The 17,396-nt window shown below is 46.3% G+C and carries 14 protein-coding genes; 2 read left to right on the top strand and 12 right to left on the bottom strand.

Going from position 1 to position 17,396, the window contains the following annotated elements; all coding sequences use genetic code 11:
* Positions 1 to 64 precede the first annotated feature (64 nt).
* Positions 65 to 484 carry a cysteine metabolism transcriptional regulator CymR gene (gene cymR, locus NLX74_RS10150; protein ID WP_013311532.1) on the bottom strand — a complete coding sequence of 140 codons (420 nt, stop codon included), beginning with the start codon at positions 482 to 484 and terminating at the stop codon, positions 65 to 67.
* A 304-nt stretch (positions 485 to 788) separates the two neighbouring features.
* Here cymR and mnmA point away from each other — a divergent pair, with 304 nt between their 5' ends.
* Both mnmA and NLX74_RS10140 read left to right on the top strand, forming a co-directional pair.
* Positions 789 to 1,910, top strand: coding sequence for a tRNA 2-thiouridine(34) synthase MnmA (gene mnmA / locus NLX74_RS10145; protein ID WP_165178721.1), 1,122 nt, complete (start codon positions 789 to 791; stop codon positions 1,908 to 1,910).
* Positions 1,911 to 2,311: 401 nt separating this feature from the next.
* Entirely contained in the window at positions 2,312 to 3,142 is an 831-nt protein-coding gene (locus NLX74_RS10140) for a PPK2 family polyphosphate kinase (RefSeq protein WP_235308657.1), read from the top strand.
* 114 nt (positions 3,143 to 3,256) lie between these two features.
* Here the strand turns inward: NLX74_RS10140 and crcB (NLX74_RS10135) are convergent, their stop codons facing one another.
* The 11 genes from crcB (NLX74_RS10135) to NLX74_RS10085 all read right to left on the bottom strand — a co-directional run bounded on the left by crcB (NLX74_RS10135) (position 3,257) and on the right by NLX74_RS10085 (position 17,222).
* Positions 3,257 to 3,613 carry a fluoride efflux transporter CrcB gene (crcB, locus tag NLX74_RS10135; protein ID WP_235308656.1) on the bottom strand — a complete coding sequence of 119 codons (357 nt, stop codon included), beginning with the start codon at positions 3,611 to 3,613 and terminating at the stop codon, positions 3,257 to 3,259.
* Positions 3,610 to 4,011: a fluoride efflux transporter CrcB gene (gene crcB, locus NLX74_RS10130; protein ID WP_254328623.1), complete on the bottom strand. Its 402-nt coding sequence runs from the start codon at positions 4,009 to 4,011 to the stop codon at positions 3,610 to 3,612. Before crcB (NLX74_RS10130) ends, crcB (NLX74_RS10135) begins: the two co-directional genes overlap by 4 nt.
* Before the next feature lie 85 nt (positions 4,012 to 4,096).
* Positions 4,097 to 5,407, bottom strand: coding sequence for a replication-associated recombination protein A (locus NLX74_RS10125; RefSeq protein WP_254328622.1), 1,311 nt, complete (start codon positions 5,405 to 5,407; stop codon positions 4,097 to 4,099).
* 359 nt (positions 5,408 to 5,766) lie between these two features.
* Entirely contained in the window at positions 5,767 to 7,908 is a 2,142-nt protein-coding gene (locus NLX74_RS10120) for a HelD family protein (RefSeq protein WP_235308652.1), read from the bottom strand.
* Between the two features lie 182 nt (positions 7,909 to 8,090).
* Positions 8,091 to 9,908, bottom strand: a complete 1,818-nt coding sequence (locus NLX74_RS10115; RefSeq protein ID WP_250260598.1) for an ABC transporter ATP-binding protein — start codon at positions 9,906 to 9,908, stop codon at positions 8,091 to 8,093.
* A gap of 97 nt (positions 9,909 to 10,005) precedes the next feature.
* Positions 10,006 to 11,304, bottom strand: coding sequence for an NCS2 family permease (locus tag NLX74_RS10110; protein ID WP_061829368.1), 1,299 nt, complete (start codon positions 11,302 to 11,304; stop codon positions 10,006 to 10,008).
* Positions 11,305 to 11,480: 176 nt separating this feature from the next.
* Positions 11,481 to 12,230: a tRNA threonylcarbamoyladenosine dehydratase gene (locus NLX74_RS10105; RefSeq protein WP_025720213.1), complete on the bottom strand. Its 750-nt coding sequence runs from the start codon at positions 12,228 to 12,230 to the stop codon at positions 11,481 to 11,483.
* Between the two features lie 152 nt (positions 12,231 to 12,382).
* The gene (gene aspS, locus NLX74_RS10100) at positions 12,383 to 14,161 is read right to left on the bottom strand and encodes an aspartate--tRNA ligase (protein ID WP_254328621.1); all 1,779 of its coding nucleotides are present in this window, start codon (positions 14,159 to 14,161) and stop codon (positions 12,383 to 12,385) included.
* Positions 14,162 to 14,247: 86 nt separating this feature from the next.
* Entirely contained in the window at positions 14,248 to 15,492 is a 1,245-nt protein-coding gene (gene hisS, locus NLX74_RS10095) for a histidine--tRNA ligase (RefSeq protein WP_023989920.1), read from the bottom strand.
* Positions 15,493 to 16,182: 690 nt separating this feature from the next.
* A complete protein-coding gene (locus NLX74_RS10090) occupies positions 16,183 to 16,653 on the bottom strand; it encodes a hypothetical protein (RefSeq protein ID WP_235308648.1) in 471 nt (156 codons plus the stop codon).
* Between the two features lie 62 nt (positions 16,654 to 16,715).
* On the bottom strand, positions 16,716 to 17,222 hold the full coding sequence (locus tag NLX74_RS10085) for a type 1 glutamine amidotransferase domain-containing protein (protein ID WP_235308647.1): 507 nt from the start codon (positions 17,220 to 17,222) through the stop codon (positions 16,716 to 16,718).
* Positions 17,223 to 17,396: the final 174 nt, after the last annotated feature.

The following is a 17,396-nucleotide window of genomic DNA, read 5'->3' as shown; positions in this document are numbered from 1 at the left end:
TCGAATCCATAACCTCGAAAACCCTTGCCACATAAGGCAATTTGGCTATATAACTAGCTCTTGGCTAAATATAGAACATGTAATTGTCCAATTCATCATGTTCTTGGTATGTGATCAAGTCCTTAAGTGTAGTAGAATCCAACACTTCAGCGATGCTGTCACGAATTCGCAGCCACAGTTGACGTTTTGCCGGATCGTCTTCTTCCGTGAAATCTACCGGAGAAATCGGACCTTCCAGTACACGAATGATGTCTCCCGCTGTTACTCCTGCCGGTTCATTCGCCAAAATATAACCGCCGTAAGCACCACGGATACTTTTTACCAAACCTGCATTACGCAAAGGCGCGATGAGCTGTTCCAGATAATGCTCTGACAGCTGATTTTTTTCGGCAATACTTTTCAAAGAAGTTGGACCTTCGCCAAACCTGGCTGCAAGTTCCATCATAATGGTCAGGCCGTAACGGCCCTTCGTTGATATTTTCAATTGTGCCACCTCACTTATAGTAACAATTCCGTTAAACACGCGGAATAACTGGTGTTGTAAACCTCTCTATTCCGATCCTAACCCTCAGCTTATGTTAACATATTAGGGCAGGTAAAGGGAAACATTACAGTAACAATCTTAAAAAAAGTTGCTTTCGGGCGATTTGGAACAGCTTTAGCCCATTTTATATAGCTTTCTTCCATCGTTCGCCGTGTCGTTGGATCGTCCAAACATCGTATCTTATTATCGTTTATGTTACAATAGGTGGGTTCTACAACAATATTGAAAGAATTGGGTGATGACCATGGCTAAAGCCAATCATGAAACCCGTGTCGTCGTCGGGATGTCCGGTGGCGTCGACTCATCCGTTACCGCGCTGCTGCTGAAGGAGCAGGGCTATGACGTAATCGGCATCTTCATGAAAAACTGGGATGACACGGATGAATTTGGCCGTTGTACGGCTGAGGAGGATGCGGAGGATGTGCGCCGCGTCTGTGAACAGATCGACATTCCTTACTATACCGTCAATTTTGAGAAAGAATACTTCGATAAAGTATTCTCCTATTTTCTTGATGAATATAAAGCTGGACGCACACCCAACCCGGATGTCATGTGTAACCGTGAAATTAAGTTCGGCGAGTTTCTAAATAAAGCGCTGGATTTGGGAGCAGATTATGTTGCTACTGGACATTATGCACGGGTTGTGGAAGAAGACGGCCACTTTACTTTGTTGCGAGGTGTGGATAGCAACAAGGATCAGACTTATTTCCTAAATGCATTAAGCCAAACACAGTTATCCCGAGCGATGTTTCCCATCGGTCATCTGCCGAAACCAGAAGTACGTAAAATTGCGGAAGCTGCGGGACTGTATACGGCCAAGAAGAAAGACAGCACAGGCGTATGCTTTATCGGCGAGCGTAATTTCAAGGAGTTTCTGAGTGGATATCTGCCTGCAAAAGGTGGAGACATGGTGGATATCGCTACTGGTGAAGTCAAAGGACGCCACGATGGTCTGATGTACTATACACTGGGTCAACGACAAGGCTTGGGCATTGGCGGCTCAGGTTCAGGTGAACCGTGGTTTGTAGCGGATAAGGATCTGGAGAAGAATATTCTATATGTGGTACAAGGTGATCGTCACCACAGCCTGTATTCTACCAGCCTGATTGCAACAGATGTGAACTGGATTGAAGGCGCAGATACTCGTCCGTCCGGCGAATTCCGTTGCACAGCCAAGTTCCGTTATCGCCAACCTGATCAGCAAGTAACTTTACAATGGCTTGCCGATGGAACCGTGCATGTCATATTCGATGTACATCAAAAGGCCATTACGCCTGGACAAGCTGTTGTATTTTATGATGGGGAACGCTGTCTGGGTGGCGGAACCATTGATAAGGTTGAAAAACTTCAGCCTGAAACAGTTTAAATGAATGACCATTTTTCATTGATATAGTAGGAATTAAAAAAGTCGTCTCTCCAGATTTGGAAGGGGCGACTTTTTTTATGAAAGATGTTTTTATTTAATGACTGAAAAAAAGTTCATAATCTGCTCTTTATGATGTCTGTCATGCTGGACAAACATTTCTTGCAAAAAATTTTCCATGGTGTATACACGTCCCTTTTAATCCATTGGTATACTTCCCATTTTAAATAGGAATCGTCATATTTAAATAAGAGCGCTACAATGGACTTCTAACTTATTCCCTCTGTAATCCTTTTCGAATTAACTTGAAAGACCATTAATACATAAGGAACTTTTGATAACATCCTCATTTGGGTATATGATGTAGACAAGATCATACTTCAATTGAAAAGGAGCGTGCCTTTATGTCTGATTCATTAGGAATGCTGACACCGGGTAAAAAAGTTTCTTTGAAAGAATGGGACCCTAAGGATACGAAGAATATCAAAAATAAAGAAGAAATCCGACAGGAAACAGATCAATTGAAGGAACGCTTCATGGAATTACAGAGCAAATTATTTACAGAGAAAAAACAATCCGTTTTGTTTGTATTTCAGGGTATGGATTGCAGCGGCAAAGATGGCGTCATCAAACAGGTATTTTCCAACCTTAACCCTGCGGGGGTGACTGTCCACAGCTTTAAATCACCTACGGCTGAGGAATTAAGTCATGATTTCTTGTGGCGTGCTCATAGCGTTACCCCAGGACGTGGGTATATTGCAGCATTTAACCGTTCTTATTATGAGGATGTGCTGATTACACGTGTTCACGGACAGATATCCGATAAGCAGGCCAAACGGAATATTAAGCATATCAAACATTTTGAACAGTTGTTGCTGGATAATGGTGTAAAGGTGGTTAAAATCTTTTTACATATTTCAAAGCAATTTCAGTTAGAAAAGCTGATCGATCGAATTGAAAAGCCTCACAAAAACTGGAAGCTTGATCCAAGTGATTTGCAGGAACGAAAATTTTGGAAGCAATATACCCAGTATTATGAGGATGTATTAGAGCTAAGTGCAACCAAACAAGCTCCTTGGTATGTCGTTCCTTCAGACAACCGTTGGTATAGGGATTATACTGTGCTACGGATTGCCGTCCAAACGCTGGAGGAAATGAAGTTGTCTGATCCTGAACCAAGACCTGAACTTGAATCCCTTTTACCTGAATTGTATAAAGAACGAGATAAAAATTAGCTGTATAGGTACAGCACTAAGCTTCCAAAACCGTATCACGGCTGAGAATGCCTTGAGTCGAGATTGGAAGCTTTTTATTGCATTTTTACGTGTTATTTCGAAAATGTATAGAGTTTAACTTACTCTGTATCCGATAGCCGCAGCTACAACTCCTACCACGACGGAGGACAGTACATACATAGCCATGCGTCGGTACTCTTTACGCTCCATCAGTTGAAGAGATTCATAGCCGAATGTGGAAAAGGTGGTGTAGCCGCCACAAAAACCTGTTCCTAGCAGCATCCAGAGTGCAGGAGACAAATGGTTTTGCGTAAACTGACCATAGAGCCAGCCTAGCAGCAATGAACCGCTGACATTAATGATCCACGTCCCCCACGGGAATACGGTACCGAACCTCTTTCCGGCCCACATGCCAAGCCCGTATCTCGCCAGTGTACCCATAATCCCGCCTGCCGCCGCCCACCAGATCATAAGCGTTCCTCCTTGGGAGCAGCCTGCGTCATTTTTGTACCTAGGCGGATACCTGTCCATGTCAAAATCAGCCCTCCGCCTACGCTAAGCAGCAGGTACAACACTGCCGTCAGCATACGATCATGAACCGTGAGGCGTACAGCATCTACTGCAAAAGTGGAAAAGGTGGTAAAGCCCCCTGTAAAGCCTGTTCCGATGGCAAGTCGCAATCGCGGCTTGATCCGCCACGATCGCAAGGTTACCGTAAAGAACCAACCAAGAAACAGGCAGCCGATCCAATTAATTAGCAGCACACCAAGTGGAAAATCCGCACCCGCCGCAGGCAACAGCGATTGCAGGCCATAACGGGTAGAGGTTCCAAGCGCTCCGCCCGCGGCAACGAATAGCACGTCTTTCATCTTCTTATCCCCTTCTTCGCTCTTGCACGATCATGGTGTAACGTGACGATTTCGTACACACTCTGTATATCAAGTCGCACATATATTAAGACTGTGAATCCCGCCAGCGCTGGTTTTGCCTGATTTTGGACTCATTCCCCTGCTCAGTAGCCTGATAGAAGGTTTGGTCTGCTATCGAATCGGGCAAATATTGCTGCTTCACATAATGATTCGGATAATTATGTGGATATTGATAGCCAACATGACCGAGCTTTTCCGAGCCTTTGTAGTGTGCGTCACGCAAATGGAGTGGCACCTCGGCCGATTTGATATCGTCCATAGCCGACATGGCCCGTGAAATTGCCGTATATACGGCATTCGATTTGGGGCTTTCCACAGCAAACAAAATGGCCTGTGCAATGTTCAGTTTGGCCTCGGGCCAGCCGTTATTGCGATAGGCTTCAAACGCACTCACCGCTTGCACCATTGCCTGCGGGTTCGCCAGGCCAATGTCCTCACTGCTCGCCGCGATGAGGCGGCGGATAAAGGTCATCGGGTCCATGCCGAGCTTTTCTACGGCGTACAGGAACCAGAACAGCGCGGCGTCGCTGGAGCCGCGAATGCTTTTGTGAAAGGCCGACAGCACGTCATACTGCGTGGATTCATCTGCTTTGACAATCGGGCGACGGATGGATTCCTCTGCGACTTCCAGTGTCACGTGAATCGTGCCGTCTGCCAGCGGAGGCGTCGTGAGCGCCGCCAGTTCCAGCGCGTTCAAAGCGCGGCGGATATCACCGTTCGCCATGGACGCGATGTGAGCCAGTGCAGCTTCATCTACCTGAAGCTGCATGTAGCCGAGCCCTTTGTCCGCATCGCTCAAGGCACGGCGCATAGCAGCCAGCGAATGCTCCTGCGTTAGCGCTTCAAGCTGGAACAACGTAGAACGGCTCATTAAAGCGCCGTTGACATAGTGAAAGGGATTTTCAGTGGTGGCGCCAATAAACACGATCGTGCCCTTTTCCACCGCAGGCAGCAGTGCATCCTGACGTGAACTGTTAAAACGATGTACCTCGTCGAGAAACAAAATGGTTTTTTTGCCATACATCGATTTATTCGTCTGTGCCCGGTCAATGACTTCTCTTACATCTTTCACAGATGCTTCTACAGCATTCAGACGTACAAAATCGCCTTGCGTGTGTTGCGAGATGATATGTGCCAGTGTTGTTTTGCCGCACCCCGGTGGTCCGTACAACAAAATAGAAGAAACCTGATCTGCCTCTATAGCTCTTCGCAACAGCTTACCAGGACCCACAACATGCTCCTGTCCAATATATTCATCCAGCGAAGTCGGACGCAAGCGATCCGCAAGCAACCGATTGCTTGGCGTTGACTCTTGGGAATATGAAAATAAGTCCATTTCATTCACTTCCTTATGGTTTATGAACGAACACTTTCTCTTTTTCTTTGAAAACATACTATATTATGTTCGCTCATACGGTTGAAATCATGAAAATTCAAGTCATCTATAATCCTGATGCGGTATAAACCGCCTCTTATTCTACCATATCCGTTAACAAGTTGCTGATAGCATGGTCACGGCACGGCTGTAGATCTACAAGTCAGTCGCCCACAAAAAAGAAAGAACAGCCTTAGACGAAAGATGAATTTCGTGGCTGTTCTTCGACTGGCATAACTTCATAATTTCCATCACTAAGATAAACAGCAAACAAAAAGAAATACAACAACTCAGGCGATGCTTTACAACGCTTTTTCTGCTTACTCCGTCTGTGCCTGTACGTAACTAGGAAGTGAGCCATCATGCAATAGCCACAGCTCATGCAGCGCACGGGTACATCCTACATACAGCAGCTTGGCATCCCATGCCCGTTCTCCATAATGCTCATGGTCGGCATCCGCCACAATAACTGCATCGAACTCCAGACCTTTAGATAGATACACAGGCAGTACCGACAAACCGCCTTCATATTGCTTTTTACCACCGTCAATCAAATTCACATCCAACCCCGCGCTTGTGAAAACCTTATGCAGTTCCACAGCCTCTTTTAAGGTACGAGTCAGCACAGAAACAGTACGATACTCCTTGGAGGACAGCTCTTTTAGAGCGGTGAGCAAACTCTGCTCACGCACGGATGAGTCGTAAGACACGGTGCGCACTGGATCACCACTACGAAATACGGGAACTGCTGTAATACCGCCGCGAACTCCCTGCTCCAAAATCGTATTTGCAAATTCTATTATTTCCAAGGTTGATCTGTAGCTCCGCGTAAGTGCAAAATACCCTGTATGTTCCGGCGCAAAAAGAGAACTCATTTCCTCCCACGCATGTACACCACGGTATTCATGAATGCCCTGCGATAAATCGCCCAATATCGTAAAGGAATGCCCTTTCACGAACAAATCCAGCAATGCGATATGAAAAGGTGAAAAATCCTGTGCTTCATCAATGACCACATGGTCAAAACGTTGGGATGATTCTACCTCATGAATCAGCACGTGAAGATACACTAACGCAGTCAGATCTTCTTCACGGATAATCTGTTTTCGCAAATCCGACTGTGTGGCCTTAAAAATAGCAGGCGGCAGAGAAGCCTTCATCTCCGCAGCCGTATCTGCGGGTAACCCTTTAGCTGCCTGAAAAAGCTGCTTGTAGAGCGTCAGTGCGTCATATTGTGGCCATTTTTTAGCATATGCCTTTTCACGTGCCCCTGCCTTTTTCTTGCGTTCCTTGAGCGCTGCCGCCGAAGGCGACTTTTTCAGCTCCATTTCAATCCAGCGGTGCACTCTTGCCAGCACACGCTCCTTCCGCTTCGCGAGCGGATAAGGCTTATATTCCTCATTGAACCAATTCAAAATCTCAGCTTGTGGCAGCACCGCTCCATCCCATGGTGAAAAATCTCCCTCTGGCACGGAAATGGGCTCCAGTCGTTCAACAAAAGCTTGAAGCAACTCCATAAAATGAACCGAACCCTTGAATCTTCCCGGCGCCTCATCCATGGATTCCTTTCTCAGACTGCTACTCTCAAACCAATAAGATAATGTTTCGGCAGGATCAGCCAAAGGTAAATCCAAACCCAACAAATCCAGCGCCCAGTCTGCAAATGTACTTTGCTGAATATTCCCGACCCCCAGCTCTGGAAGTACATCTGAAATATAGTCAAGGAACATATGGTTTGGTGCGAAAATTACCATTTTGTCCGCCGACACTTGATCCTTGTATTGATACAGCAAAAATGCGAGCCGATGCAGCGCTACGGTCGTTTTGCCACTACCCGCTACCCCCTGAATAACGAGGGCTGTATTTTTAGCCGCGCGGATGATCTGATCCTGCTCCGCCTGAATGGTAGATACAATATCCCGTAAACGGTTGTCCTTGTTCTCTCCCAAACGATAAACGAGAAACTCATCGGAAACGGCAGGTTCGTCACTTTCACGGTTGTATGTATCCGCTACCCGTTCCAGAATTCTTTTCCGAATGACAACGTTACGCTTCAGATAGACCAAGCCCTCAATAGTTCCTTCGGGAGCCTCATAGGACGCAGTTTCTTCACCACCTGTAAATGAATAAAACAAGCTGGCAATCGGTGCACGCCAATCAATCACCAGCGGATACGCTGACGTTTCTTCACGCTCCACCCCAATTTTACCGATATAAAGTGGCTTCCGCTGCCCTCTGCCACGTTCGTCAAAATCCATACGACCAAAATAAGGCTCCTGCGAGCTTTTGGCCAAAGCCTGACGTTTTTCCTCCCGTGCCGATTCTAGCACTTGCTCCGTAAAATCATGCCCGGTGTACACCGGCGTATTGCGAAGCCGTTCCAATCTCCGATCAATTTCCTCCATAGCAAGCGACAGCCTATGCTGTTCTTCTTGATAGGCACTTTGAAACTCATTCTCCATTTCAGTTACCTCCTAAGAATATCAAGTCTCGATTTCTGCATCGCATTCACTTGCTCCGACACAAAAAAAGGAAAGTAAGCGTAACACATTTAACCATAAAAATCCAACCTTATTTCCTAATACGCCTATTCCCCTACTCTTTCACAAAAGTATGAAGCTTTGCGGCACACGCGAAGCGGCCTCTAATGCTCCATACTCCTCTCCCCCATCTCCACAAACTGCTTTTGAGCCAGCTCACGGTACACCTGATGGGACTCTAATAACTCAGTATGAGTTCCTGCACCGGTCACCTTGCCCTTGTCCAACACGATAATTTGATCGGAGTGAACCACTGTAGACAAACGATGAGCAATGACAATTGTCGTGCGTCCTTCCATCAAGTTCGCTAGGGCCTTCTGTACCTCATGCTCAGATGAGCTGTCCAAACTAGATGTAGCCTCATCCAGCATGAGAATGTCAGGGCTACGAAGAAGCGCACGCGCAATAGCGATCCGTTGACGCTGCCCTCCGGACAGCTTCATTCCCCGTTCTCCCACCTCAGTATTGTAGCCTTGAGGTAGATCCATAATAAATGTATCCGCATACGCCATCGTGGCTGCTCGTCTCACTTCTTCCAAGTCAGCTTCGCGCCCCAAGCCATATGTAATGTTATCTCTGACCGTTCCGGTCATCATTGAGCTTTCCTGCGATACATAACCAATTTTGGAGCGCCAGGAGGAAAGTGTATATGACGATATCGGTTCGTCTCCATAACGAATTTCACCTGTATCTGGCACATAAAAGCGTTCCAACAATGAAAACAAGGTGGACTTCCCACTTCCACTCGGTCCCACGAATGCTGTCGTCCGGTTAGCCGGAATGACCAAGTTCGCATTATGAAGGACCTCTTCACCTTCGGTATAAGAAAAGGCAACATCACGAAGTATAATATCTCTGCTCTCTTTTGCCGCTTCCTGCTTTAACTCGAGCGGTTCCTCTTCATGATCTAAAATCGTCTGAATCCGTTCAGTAGCCCCAACCACCTTTTGCAGACGTGAATACAGGGTCGTGAATTGTGCCATCGGTGTGATCACCTGAAACAGCAGCAAAATAAAAGCCACCAAATCCCCAGCGGTCAGCACACCCGATGCGACACGAACACCACCAACACCCAATATAATGACCAGCACTGCAGTCAGCAAGAAGGTAGAAATGGGACCTACAAGGGCCAGGATACGTGACTCTTGCAAACCGAAGCGGAACATCCGGTAAATACGATCCTCACCGGCCTGAGCCTCTCTGCTTTCGGTTCCGTAGGCCTTCACCAGTCTGATTTCGCCGATAACCTGACTCAACACTGAGGTCAGATCTGCCATCTCATCCTGCTGTTTTTTGGAGATGCGGTACATTTTTCTGCCTACCGGAAATAAAATCAGGGCTGTTAGCGGAACAATGGCCATAATAATGAGCGTCATCACCCAATCTAGATAAAATAACAATGCAATACCACCAATAATTGCGATCACATTAGAAATCAGATTGACTAGATACTCCGTAATTAAGTTCATAATCAGGCTTGTGTCATTGGTGACGCGACTCATCGTATCTCCTGACCGATTCCGATCAAAGTAAGGGATAGGTAGAGATAAGATTTTATGCCATAAACGTTTGCGCAAATTAGCCACAATCTTATGCCCGGCATAGTTCAACATATAGATAGAAACCGCCGAAGCCACCGCTTGAAGCACAAAAGCGCCAAGCAGACCAACAATGACCATACGGTTTAGTGAAGAAAAGGTCAAGCCATCAATCAACCCTTTGGTCATCATGGGTACGATTAAACCAGCAATGGTCTGAATCAGCGTCAGAATCAGGGCGATGATCAGAATTGCCTTGGGCGGATGCGCACTCGCAATCAATTTGATAAACCGCCCCATGCCAGCCTTATCCGGTCTTTTACCCGGTTTTTCCTTCATCTGGTCCTCCTGCTCATCTTGGTGTGTATGATGTTCTTTTTCCATATGCCATCAACCTCGCTTCCTGTCTGACCATTCTTGTTCAAACAACAACACCCGCGCTCTGCGCGGGTATGAACAGTACAATCTATCTTCGAGTTTACTACACCAGAGAATGAAGCACAAAGTTAGCCACAAACAGTACAGAAATGATATATAATGCAACAGGCACTTCCTTGCCCCGTCCTGCTGCCAGCTTGGCTACGGGGTATGCAATAAAACCAAAGGCCATCCCGTCTACAATACTGTAAGTAAAGGGCATCATCACCATGATCAGAAATGCAGGAAACGCTTCAGTAAAATCACTGAAATCCATCTCTCGCACATTTTGCACCATTAGCCCCCCAATGATGATCAACACGGGCGCAATGGCACTGTCAGGAATATAAGCCAACAGAGGAATAAAGAAAAACGTCGCTCCGAATAAAATAGCAGTTACCAGCGGTGTCATTCCCGAGCGTCCCCCTGCTGCAATGCCAGCCGTCGATTCCGCAGCGGCTACCGCCGGACTGCTACCCAAAATACCGGCAAAGATATTGGTTACAGCCAACACACGCAAGCTGTTTTTAAATAAATCCGGTCTTCCAATCATGTTGGTTTGTGCAGTAATCATACCAATATTCTCGAATAGCACAATGAGTAGGAGCAAAAAGACAGCAATCCAGAAAGCTACCGAGACAATGCCTGAAAAGGAAAGCTCTCCAAACAATTGCCCATACTGTCGCACCGTTTCAGAGGTTCGTACCGTGCTTGTAGGCTCTACAGCTCCTAGTATATAAGCAAGGCCAGTTCCCGCCAAAATGCTAATTAGTAAACCTCCCTGAACGTTACGCACAAACAATACAATAGCGAGCAGCAACGTTACACAAGCCGTAATGACCTTGGGATCATTAAAATGGCCAATAGCCACAAAAGTCGTCTGATGAGCAATCACGATGCCGCTTTTTTGCAATCCGATAAAGGTTAAAAACAACCCAATGCCCACCGTAATTCCGTGCTGCAAATTATGGGGAATCGCTTGGCTAATCAGCTTGTACAATGATGTAAAAGCCACAATGGCGAATAAAATCCCTGTGACGGCAACCACCATCAGCGCTTCCTGCCAGCTCAGCTTCATAGAATGTACGAGCGTATATGTGAAAAAAGCATTAATTCCCATCCCAGGTACAACGACCATTGGAGATTTCCCACCAAAAGCCATAAGCAGGCAGCCGATCATCGATGTCAGCAGCGTCCCGAGCATTGCCCCTTGGAGGGGAATCCCAGCATCTGCCAAAATAGTTGCATTAACCATAACAATGTATACAACGGAAAAATAAGAAATGGCCCCAGCGGCTAATTCCTTTTTCCAATGATGCTCGGGCTTGAAACCGAGACTTCTGGACCATAGTCCATCCTTCATACCAAAACCCTCCAGCAAGTTGTTCAATCTGTTTGCAGTAAGCTGCGCTTTTTCAAAACAAAAAAGAGCTGTAGCAACTGTGACACACAAAGGATGTGATGCACAGAACTACAGGTCTTAAAGTGAATACATACTGCTGTAAATCTACGAATGCACTGCCATGCTATTTTTGCAACTTACACACCAGCGTGTTCTAACAAATCCTTCACGGCTACACTAACCATGATCAGTCCTGCTACCGGAGGTACAAATGCATTGCTTGCAGGCGGCTGCTTCGCCTTCCGAATTTCAGGTGCGTTTGCAGGTACAATTTTTTTTGTAATTTCTTCGCGTGGCTTCATCGGTTCCTCATCGGAGAATACAACTTTGACGCCTTTGGTAATACCTTCCTTGCGCAACTTGGTGCGGATGACACGGGCAATCGGGTCCATTCTCGTCTGGGAAATATCCGCTACTTGAAAACGACTCGGGTCCATTTTATTCGCAGCGCCCATACTGGAGATCATCGGAATCCCCCGTTTCAGGCATTCCTTAATCAAATGAATTTTGTATATAATCGTATCCGAAGCATCCAGCACATAATCCAAGTCGTACTTGAACAGCTCCTCATATGTTTCTTCTGTATAAAACATGTTCAGTGCAATCGCTTCACATTCAGGATTAATCAGCTTCACACGCTCTACCATCAGATCAGCCTTTTTTTGACCTACCGTCGTTGTCAACGCATGAATCTGGCGATTAATATTGGTGATATCTACAACATCTTTATCAATCAAAATGATGCGTCCCACACCCGTGCGCGCCAGTGCTTCCACTGCAATCGAACCGACACCGCCAATACCCAGCACGGCCACCGTGCTATTTTTCATAACCTCTAGACCTTCAGTTCCAATGGCCAGTTCCGTTCGTGAAAATTGATGCAACAATATGGTATATCCTCCCTCACTGATTTAAACTCTATGCCTGAACTCCAGCATACAAACCACGAACCCATTATCCATATGAGGGTAACGGGTTCATGGCATTCTATAAGCTATCTCATGCCAATGGATGGCACTTGCTAAGCCAAATGTTCGTCTTAAGCTTTAGGCGCAACAGGCTTCGGAGCAAGACGAATATGAAGCTGATCCAATTGAGCTTGATCCACTTCGGCTGGTGCATCCATAAGCAGGTCTGTCGCGCTGGCTGTTTTCGGGAATGCAATAGTTTCACGCAGGTTTGTACGACCTGCAAGCAACATCACAAGGCGGTCAAAACCAAAGGCAATACCACCATGTGGAGGCGTACCATATTCAAATGCATCCAGCAGGTAACCGAATTTATCCTTCACTTCTTCAGGCGGCAGATTGAGCGCTTTGAACATTTTTTCCTGAACTTCACGTTTGAAAATCCGCATCGAGCCACCACCCACTTCGTAGCCGTTCAGCACGATATCATAGGCCTGAGCACGAACTTGACCTGGATCTGTGTCCAAGAGGGCCAGGTCTTCTTCCTTCGGACGAGTGAACGGATGGTGCTCCGCTACATAACGTTTTTGTTCTTCGTCATAGCCCAGAAGCGGGAAGTCTACGACCCAGGCAAATTTGAATTTGTTATCGTCGATGAGCCCCAAATGACGGCCAATTTTCAGACGAAGCGCGCCTAATACATCAGCAACTACTTTTTTATTATCCGCAGAGAACAGCAACAGATCGCCTTCTTCGGCTCCTGTGCGCTCCTTCAAGGCTTCGATTTCTTCCGGTGTGAAGAATTTAACGATAGGTCCCTTGAATTCGCCTTCCTTCACTTGAATCCAAGCCAAGCCTTTAGCTCCATAACGCGCTGCAAAAGGACCCAGGTCATCAATGTCCTTACGGCTCCACGTGCCACATCCTTTGGCATTAAGGACTTTAACTTCGCCACCCTTTTCAATTACGGAAGCAAATACTTTCACACCACTGGTTGCCACGATATCATTAACATTTATCAGCTCAAGACCAAAACGCAGGTCAGGCTTGTCAGAGCCGTATTTGTCCATCGCATCGGCATGTGTAATCCGTTGGAACGGTGTTTCCAGTTCTACCCCAACGGTTTCTTTGAACAATTTCACCATAAGACGCTCCATCATTGGCAGCAAGTCATCCTGTTGCATAAAGGAGGTCTCAATATCGACCTGCGTAAATTCAGGCTGGCGGTCAGCACGCAAGTCTTCATCACGGAAACAACGTGCAATTTGGTAGTAGCGCTCCAGGCCACCCACCATCAGCAATTGCTTGTACAGTTGTGGCGATTGCGGCAAGGCGAAAAACTCACCCTCATGCACTCGGCTAGGCACCAGATAGTCACGTGCGCCCTCTGGGGAGCTTTTCGTCAAAATTGGTGTTTCCACCTCGACGAACTCTTCTCCGTCCAGGAAGTCACGGAATATTTTTGCTGCTTTGGAGCGCAGTTTCAAGGTCTGGTACATTTCCGGACGACGCAGGTCCAAATAACGGTATTTTAAACGCAGAGACTCGTCCACTTCTACACCATTTTCAATGAAGAACGGAGGTGTTTTAGACGCATTCAATACTTCGATTTCAGTGACGCGTACCTCAATTTCACCTGTAGGCAGGTTCGGGTTAATCGTTTCTGCATCACGCTTAACAATCGTACCGGTAACCTCAAGCACGTATTCACTACGGACACGATCCGCAATTTGCAGTGCGTCACCGGAATATGCCGGATTAAACACGATTTGTACAATTCCGCTACGGTCACGAAGGTCTATAAAAAGTACGCCCCCCAAATCACGACGAGTTTGTACCCAACCGTTCAATGTAACTGTTTCTCCGATATGCGCATGAGTCAATGCGCCGCATTGATGACTCCTTTTCATAATACACACTCCTGTTTATGTTTAGTAGTTAATGCTATATGACAGCCAGAGGGAAACTTCCCCTGACTGATGTTACATTATTTTGTTTATCCTAATTCTTCCACCAGCTGATCCAGCTTAACGGTACGTTGCTCGCCGGTTTCCATGTTTTTTAGTGCAATTTCACCCTGAACCAGCTCATCCTCACCCAGAATCGCAGTATACCTTGCTTTAAAGCGATCGGCTGATTTCATCTGCGCCTTCATTTTACGCCCCAGATAATCTCGTTCTGCGGAAAATCCGGCTTGACGCAACTTGAATAGTTGTTTGGTTACTTCCGTTTCTGCTGCTTCTCCCAACGCTACCATATAGATATCTAACGGCTTGGCTTCGTTCAGTTTGACACCTTGATGCTCCAAGATCAGCTGAATTCGCTCCAGTCCAATGCCAAAACCAATGCCCGGCTGATCCGGTCCGCCCAGATCTCCAACCAATCCGTTGTAGCGGCCGCCTCCACCGATCGTGTCTATGGCACCAATTCCTTCGGCTTTGAATTCGAACGCTGTCAACGTATAATAATCCAGCCCCCGTACCAAACGCGGGTTAACTGTATATTCCACGCCCATGGCATCCAAATTTTGCTTCACTTTCTCAAAATGCGTGCGGGATTCCTCATCCAAACTATCCAAAATCGAAGGTGCTCCGCCAAATTTGTCCTGATCATCTTTGCTATCTAGCACTCGCAGCGGATTGCGCTCAATGCGTGCTTGGCTCTCCTTGGTCAACGTATCCTTAATTGGCATCAAGAAGTCTACCAGATGCTGACGATAAGCTGCCCGGCTGGCTGCATTACCGACGGAGTTAATCTCCACCTGTACTCCTTTCAAGCCCAGTTCACGGCAGAATTGATACCCGAAAGCAATAACTTCTGCATCCAACGCCGGATCGACCGCACCAAATGCTTCAATTCCAAATTGGTGAAACTGGCGCTGACGCCCAGCCTGTGGACGCTCATACCGGAACATCGGGCCGATATAATACAGCTTAGTTACATCCGGCTCCCCGTATAGTTTGTTCTCCACATAGGAGCGGACAACCCCTGCTGTTCCTTCTGGACGCAAAGTCATGCTGCGCTTCCCTTTATCCTCAAAAGTATACATTTCTTTTTCCACCACATCCGTCGTTTCACCCACACCTCGAACGAACAAATTCGTTTGTTCGAACATGGGCGTACGAATCTCTCGGTAATTAAAGCGGCGGCTAATCTCACGGGCTTTTTCCTCGACAACTTGCCATTTTTCTACACTGCCCGGCAGCAAATCCTGTGTTCCCGTCGGTTTTTGAAAGGCCATTAACGTATCCCCCCATCGTTGTATTTCGTATTGTGCACTTTTTTATTGCTCCACTTTCAAATAAAACAAAAAATCCCTCGTCCTGTTAACATTAACAGGGACGAGGGATTGTCGTTTACAAATCACCCGTGGTACCACCCACATTCCGGAGTTTACCCAGACAACCAGCATAAGAATCACTCATTGCCCGTCAGCATTAAACTGACTCCGCTCATACGTATAACGCCCGTAACGCGCAGTACGGCTATTATGCAGGACCATCCACTGTCGGCACAGTTGCAATGTACTTTCAGTAGGGTTTCCTCAATTGTTCGCCGCCTGTTCTCGGGGAGGTCATTCATCCGCTCATCAAGGGAATTTTTACAGCCTGGAAATTCCTCTCTGCGCTTGTGGGTTCGGAGTACTTGGTCCCGTCATCAAATCATTTTTCATTATTTTATGATTTTAATGAACCGCTTCGACAAAGTCAAGACATTCTCCCTATAATCGGACAAATAAGGCTTATAAAAAGAAAAAACCTGCGGAAACGGTCCGCAGGTTCAAAAAGATATATCAAAAGGGGGTCATGCTGTTATTATAAACAACGAATATTAAGGAATGATGTTTCGAATATTACAATTGTATTACAGTCACTCTTTTGTAGCTGAATTTCTCAAGTATCGACAATCTCTTGTGTTGCGCTCTTTAGCTTTAATCCAACTGCGATACATATCCCCGATTGGAACGTAGCTTATAAATGACCTCATCATAATCGTCATCATTCACCTTTGCTGATAATACATACCGTAATTCATCTTGATTACCGTTAATATACACATCTGTCGCACGGAGCAATCCTCCGTCATGATTCGTTGTTCCACCCCGATCTTCATTCAGATCCCTTTGGGCTGAGCCAGAGTTAATCTGGTCATCCTTCGCATCTGGTAGAATATTCTCGCCATAAGCACCCGCCGCAGGGATTGCCGCACCTGCAGAGCCTCCTGTACTCACAGAACCTGTATTGTTATAGGGGACCAGCGGAATTAAAACTCTCGTCTCCCGACCGAGCGCATCATCCAAGGCACCTACTTCCAAATGTTCAGTTCTATAAGCTTGAAGCGAGGCTCTGGCACCCTCAGCTTCATCTTCTGTGCGAAAATAAGCCTGAATCTGTTTTGCCATATCAAATCCTCCTCGTTTGGGAATTGTACTGGCATTGATCTAAGGAAATATTCACGTTCAAATTACAACGCTTTTAATAACTCACGCACAAAGGCAGGCTCATCCTTAGGGGTCCGAGACGTAATAAAGTTACCGTCCACAACCGCCTCTCGATCCTCAAAATGAGCACCCGCATTAATTAAGTCATCTTTCAACGGAGGATAAGCAGTAATCGTCCGGCCTTGTAACAAATTGGCACTCGCCAAAATTTGTGGCCCGTGACAGATAGCGCCAATCGTTTTTTTGGCCTCGTTAATTTCAGTCACAAATTTCAGAACATGTGCATCCAATCGCAGATTTTCCGGGGAGGATCCGCCAGGAATAACAACTGCATCATAGTCACTTGATTTCACATCTGCAATGGCTTTTTCAATAGTGTAGCTTGCTTCACCTTGCTTGCCGCTCACTTTCTCACCTTGCTTCAGCCCAACAATATCTGCCTCATGTCCAGCCTTTTTCAATTCATCATAAGGTACCTTCATTTCAGAATCTTCAAATTGGTCAGCTAATAAAAATGCAATTTTACTCATTAATGTTCAGATCTCCTTTCCGGTTATCCTCGAAACAAGTTAAAATTAAGTTTGTTTGTCTACCACGATTTGTTATTACCCGCTTGATCTGTTTTTATAACAATCGCAGCAGCAAAAAAGAAAAAGGAGCCTTTCGGCTCCTACACTAATTCAATGCTACATATTTTATTTTTG

The sequence above is a fragment of the Paenibacillus sp. MZ03-122A genome (assembly GCF_024213325.1).
Taxonomy (GTDB): Bacteria; Bacillota; Bacilli; order Paenibacillales; family Paenibacillaceae; genus Paenibacillus; species Paenibacillus polymyxa_B.
The sequence above is the reverse complement of the archived record's forward strand: the minus strand, read 5'-3'. Positions and strand labels throughout refer to the sequence as shown.

Bases quoted from the DNA above. Each gene is read 5' to 3' on its own strand.
- NLX74_RS10085 (WP_235308647.1), bottom strand. From the start codon at position 17,222: ATGAGTAAAATTGCATTTTTATTAGCTGACCAATTTGAAGATTCTGAA.
- crcB (WP_235308656.1), bottom strand. From the start codon at position 3,613: ATGATCTGGTGGGCGGCGGCAGGCGGGATTATGGGTACACTGGCGAGA.
- NLX74_RS10120 (WP_235308652.1), bottom strand. From the start codon at position 7,908: ATGGAGAATGAGTTTCAAAGTGCCTATCAAGAAGAACAGCATAGGCTG.
- NLX74_RS10140 (WP_235308657.1), top strand. From the start codon at position 2,312: ATGTCTGATTCATTAGGAATGCTGACACCGGGTAAAAAAGTTTCTTTG.
- hisS (WP_023989920.1), bottom strand. From the start codon at position 15,492: ATGGCCTTTCAAAAACCGACGGGAACACAGGATTTGCTGCCGGGCAGT.
- NLX74_RS10115 (WP_250260598.1), bottom strand. From the start codon at position 9,908: ATGGAAAAAGAACATCATACACACCAAGATGAGCAGGAGGACCAGATG.
- mnmA (WP_165178721.1), top strand. From the start codon at position 789: ATGGCTAAAGCCAATCATGAAACCCGTGTCGTCGTCGGGATGTCCGGT.
- aspS (WP_254328621.1), bottom strand. From the start codon at position 14,161: ATGAAAAGGAGTCATCAATGCGGCGCATTGACTCATGCGCATATCGGA.
- crcB (WP_254328623.1), bottom strand. From the start codon at position 4,011: ATGAAAGACGTGCTATTCGTTGCCGCGGGCGGAGCGCTTGGAACCTCT.
- NLX74_RS10110 (WP_061829368.1), bottom strand. From the start codon at position 11,304: ATGAAGGATGGACTATGGTCCAGAAGTCTCGGTTTCAAGCCCGAGCAT.
- NLX74_RS10090 (WP_235308648.1), bottom strand. From the start codon at position 16,653: ATGGCAAAACAGATTCAGGCTTATTTTCGCACAGAAGATGAAGCTGAG.
- NLX74_RS10125 (WP_254328622.1), bottom strand. From the start codon at position 5,407: ATGGACTTATTTTCATATTCCCAAGAGTCAACGCCAAGCAATCGGTTG.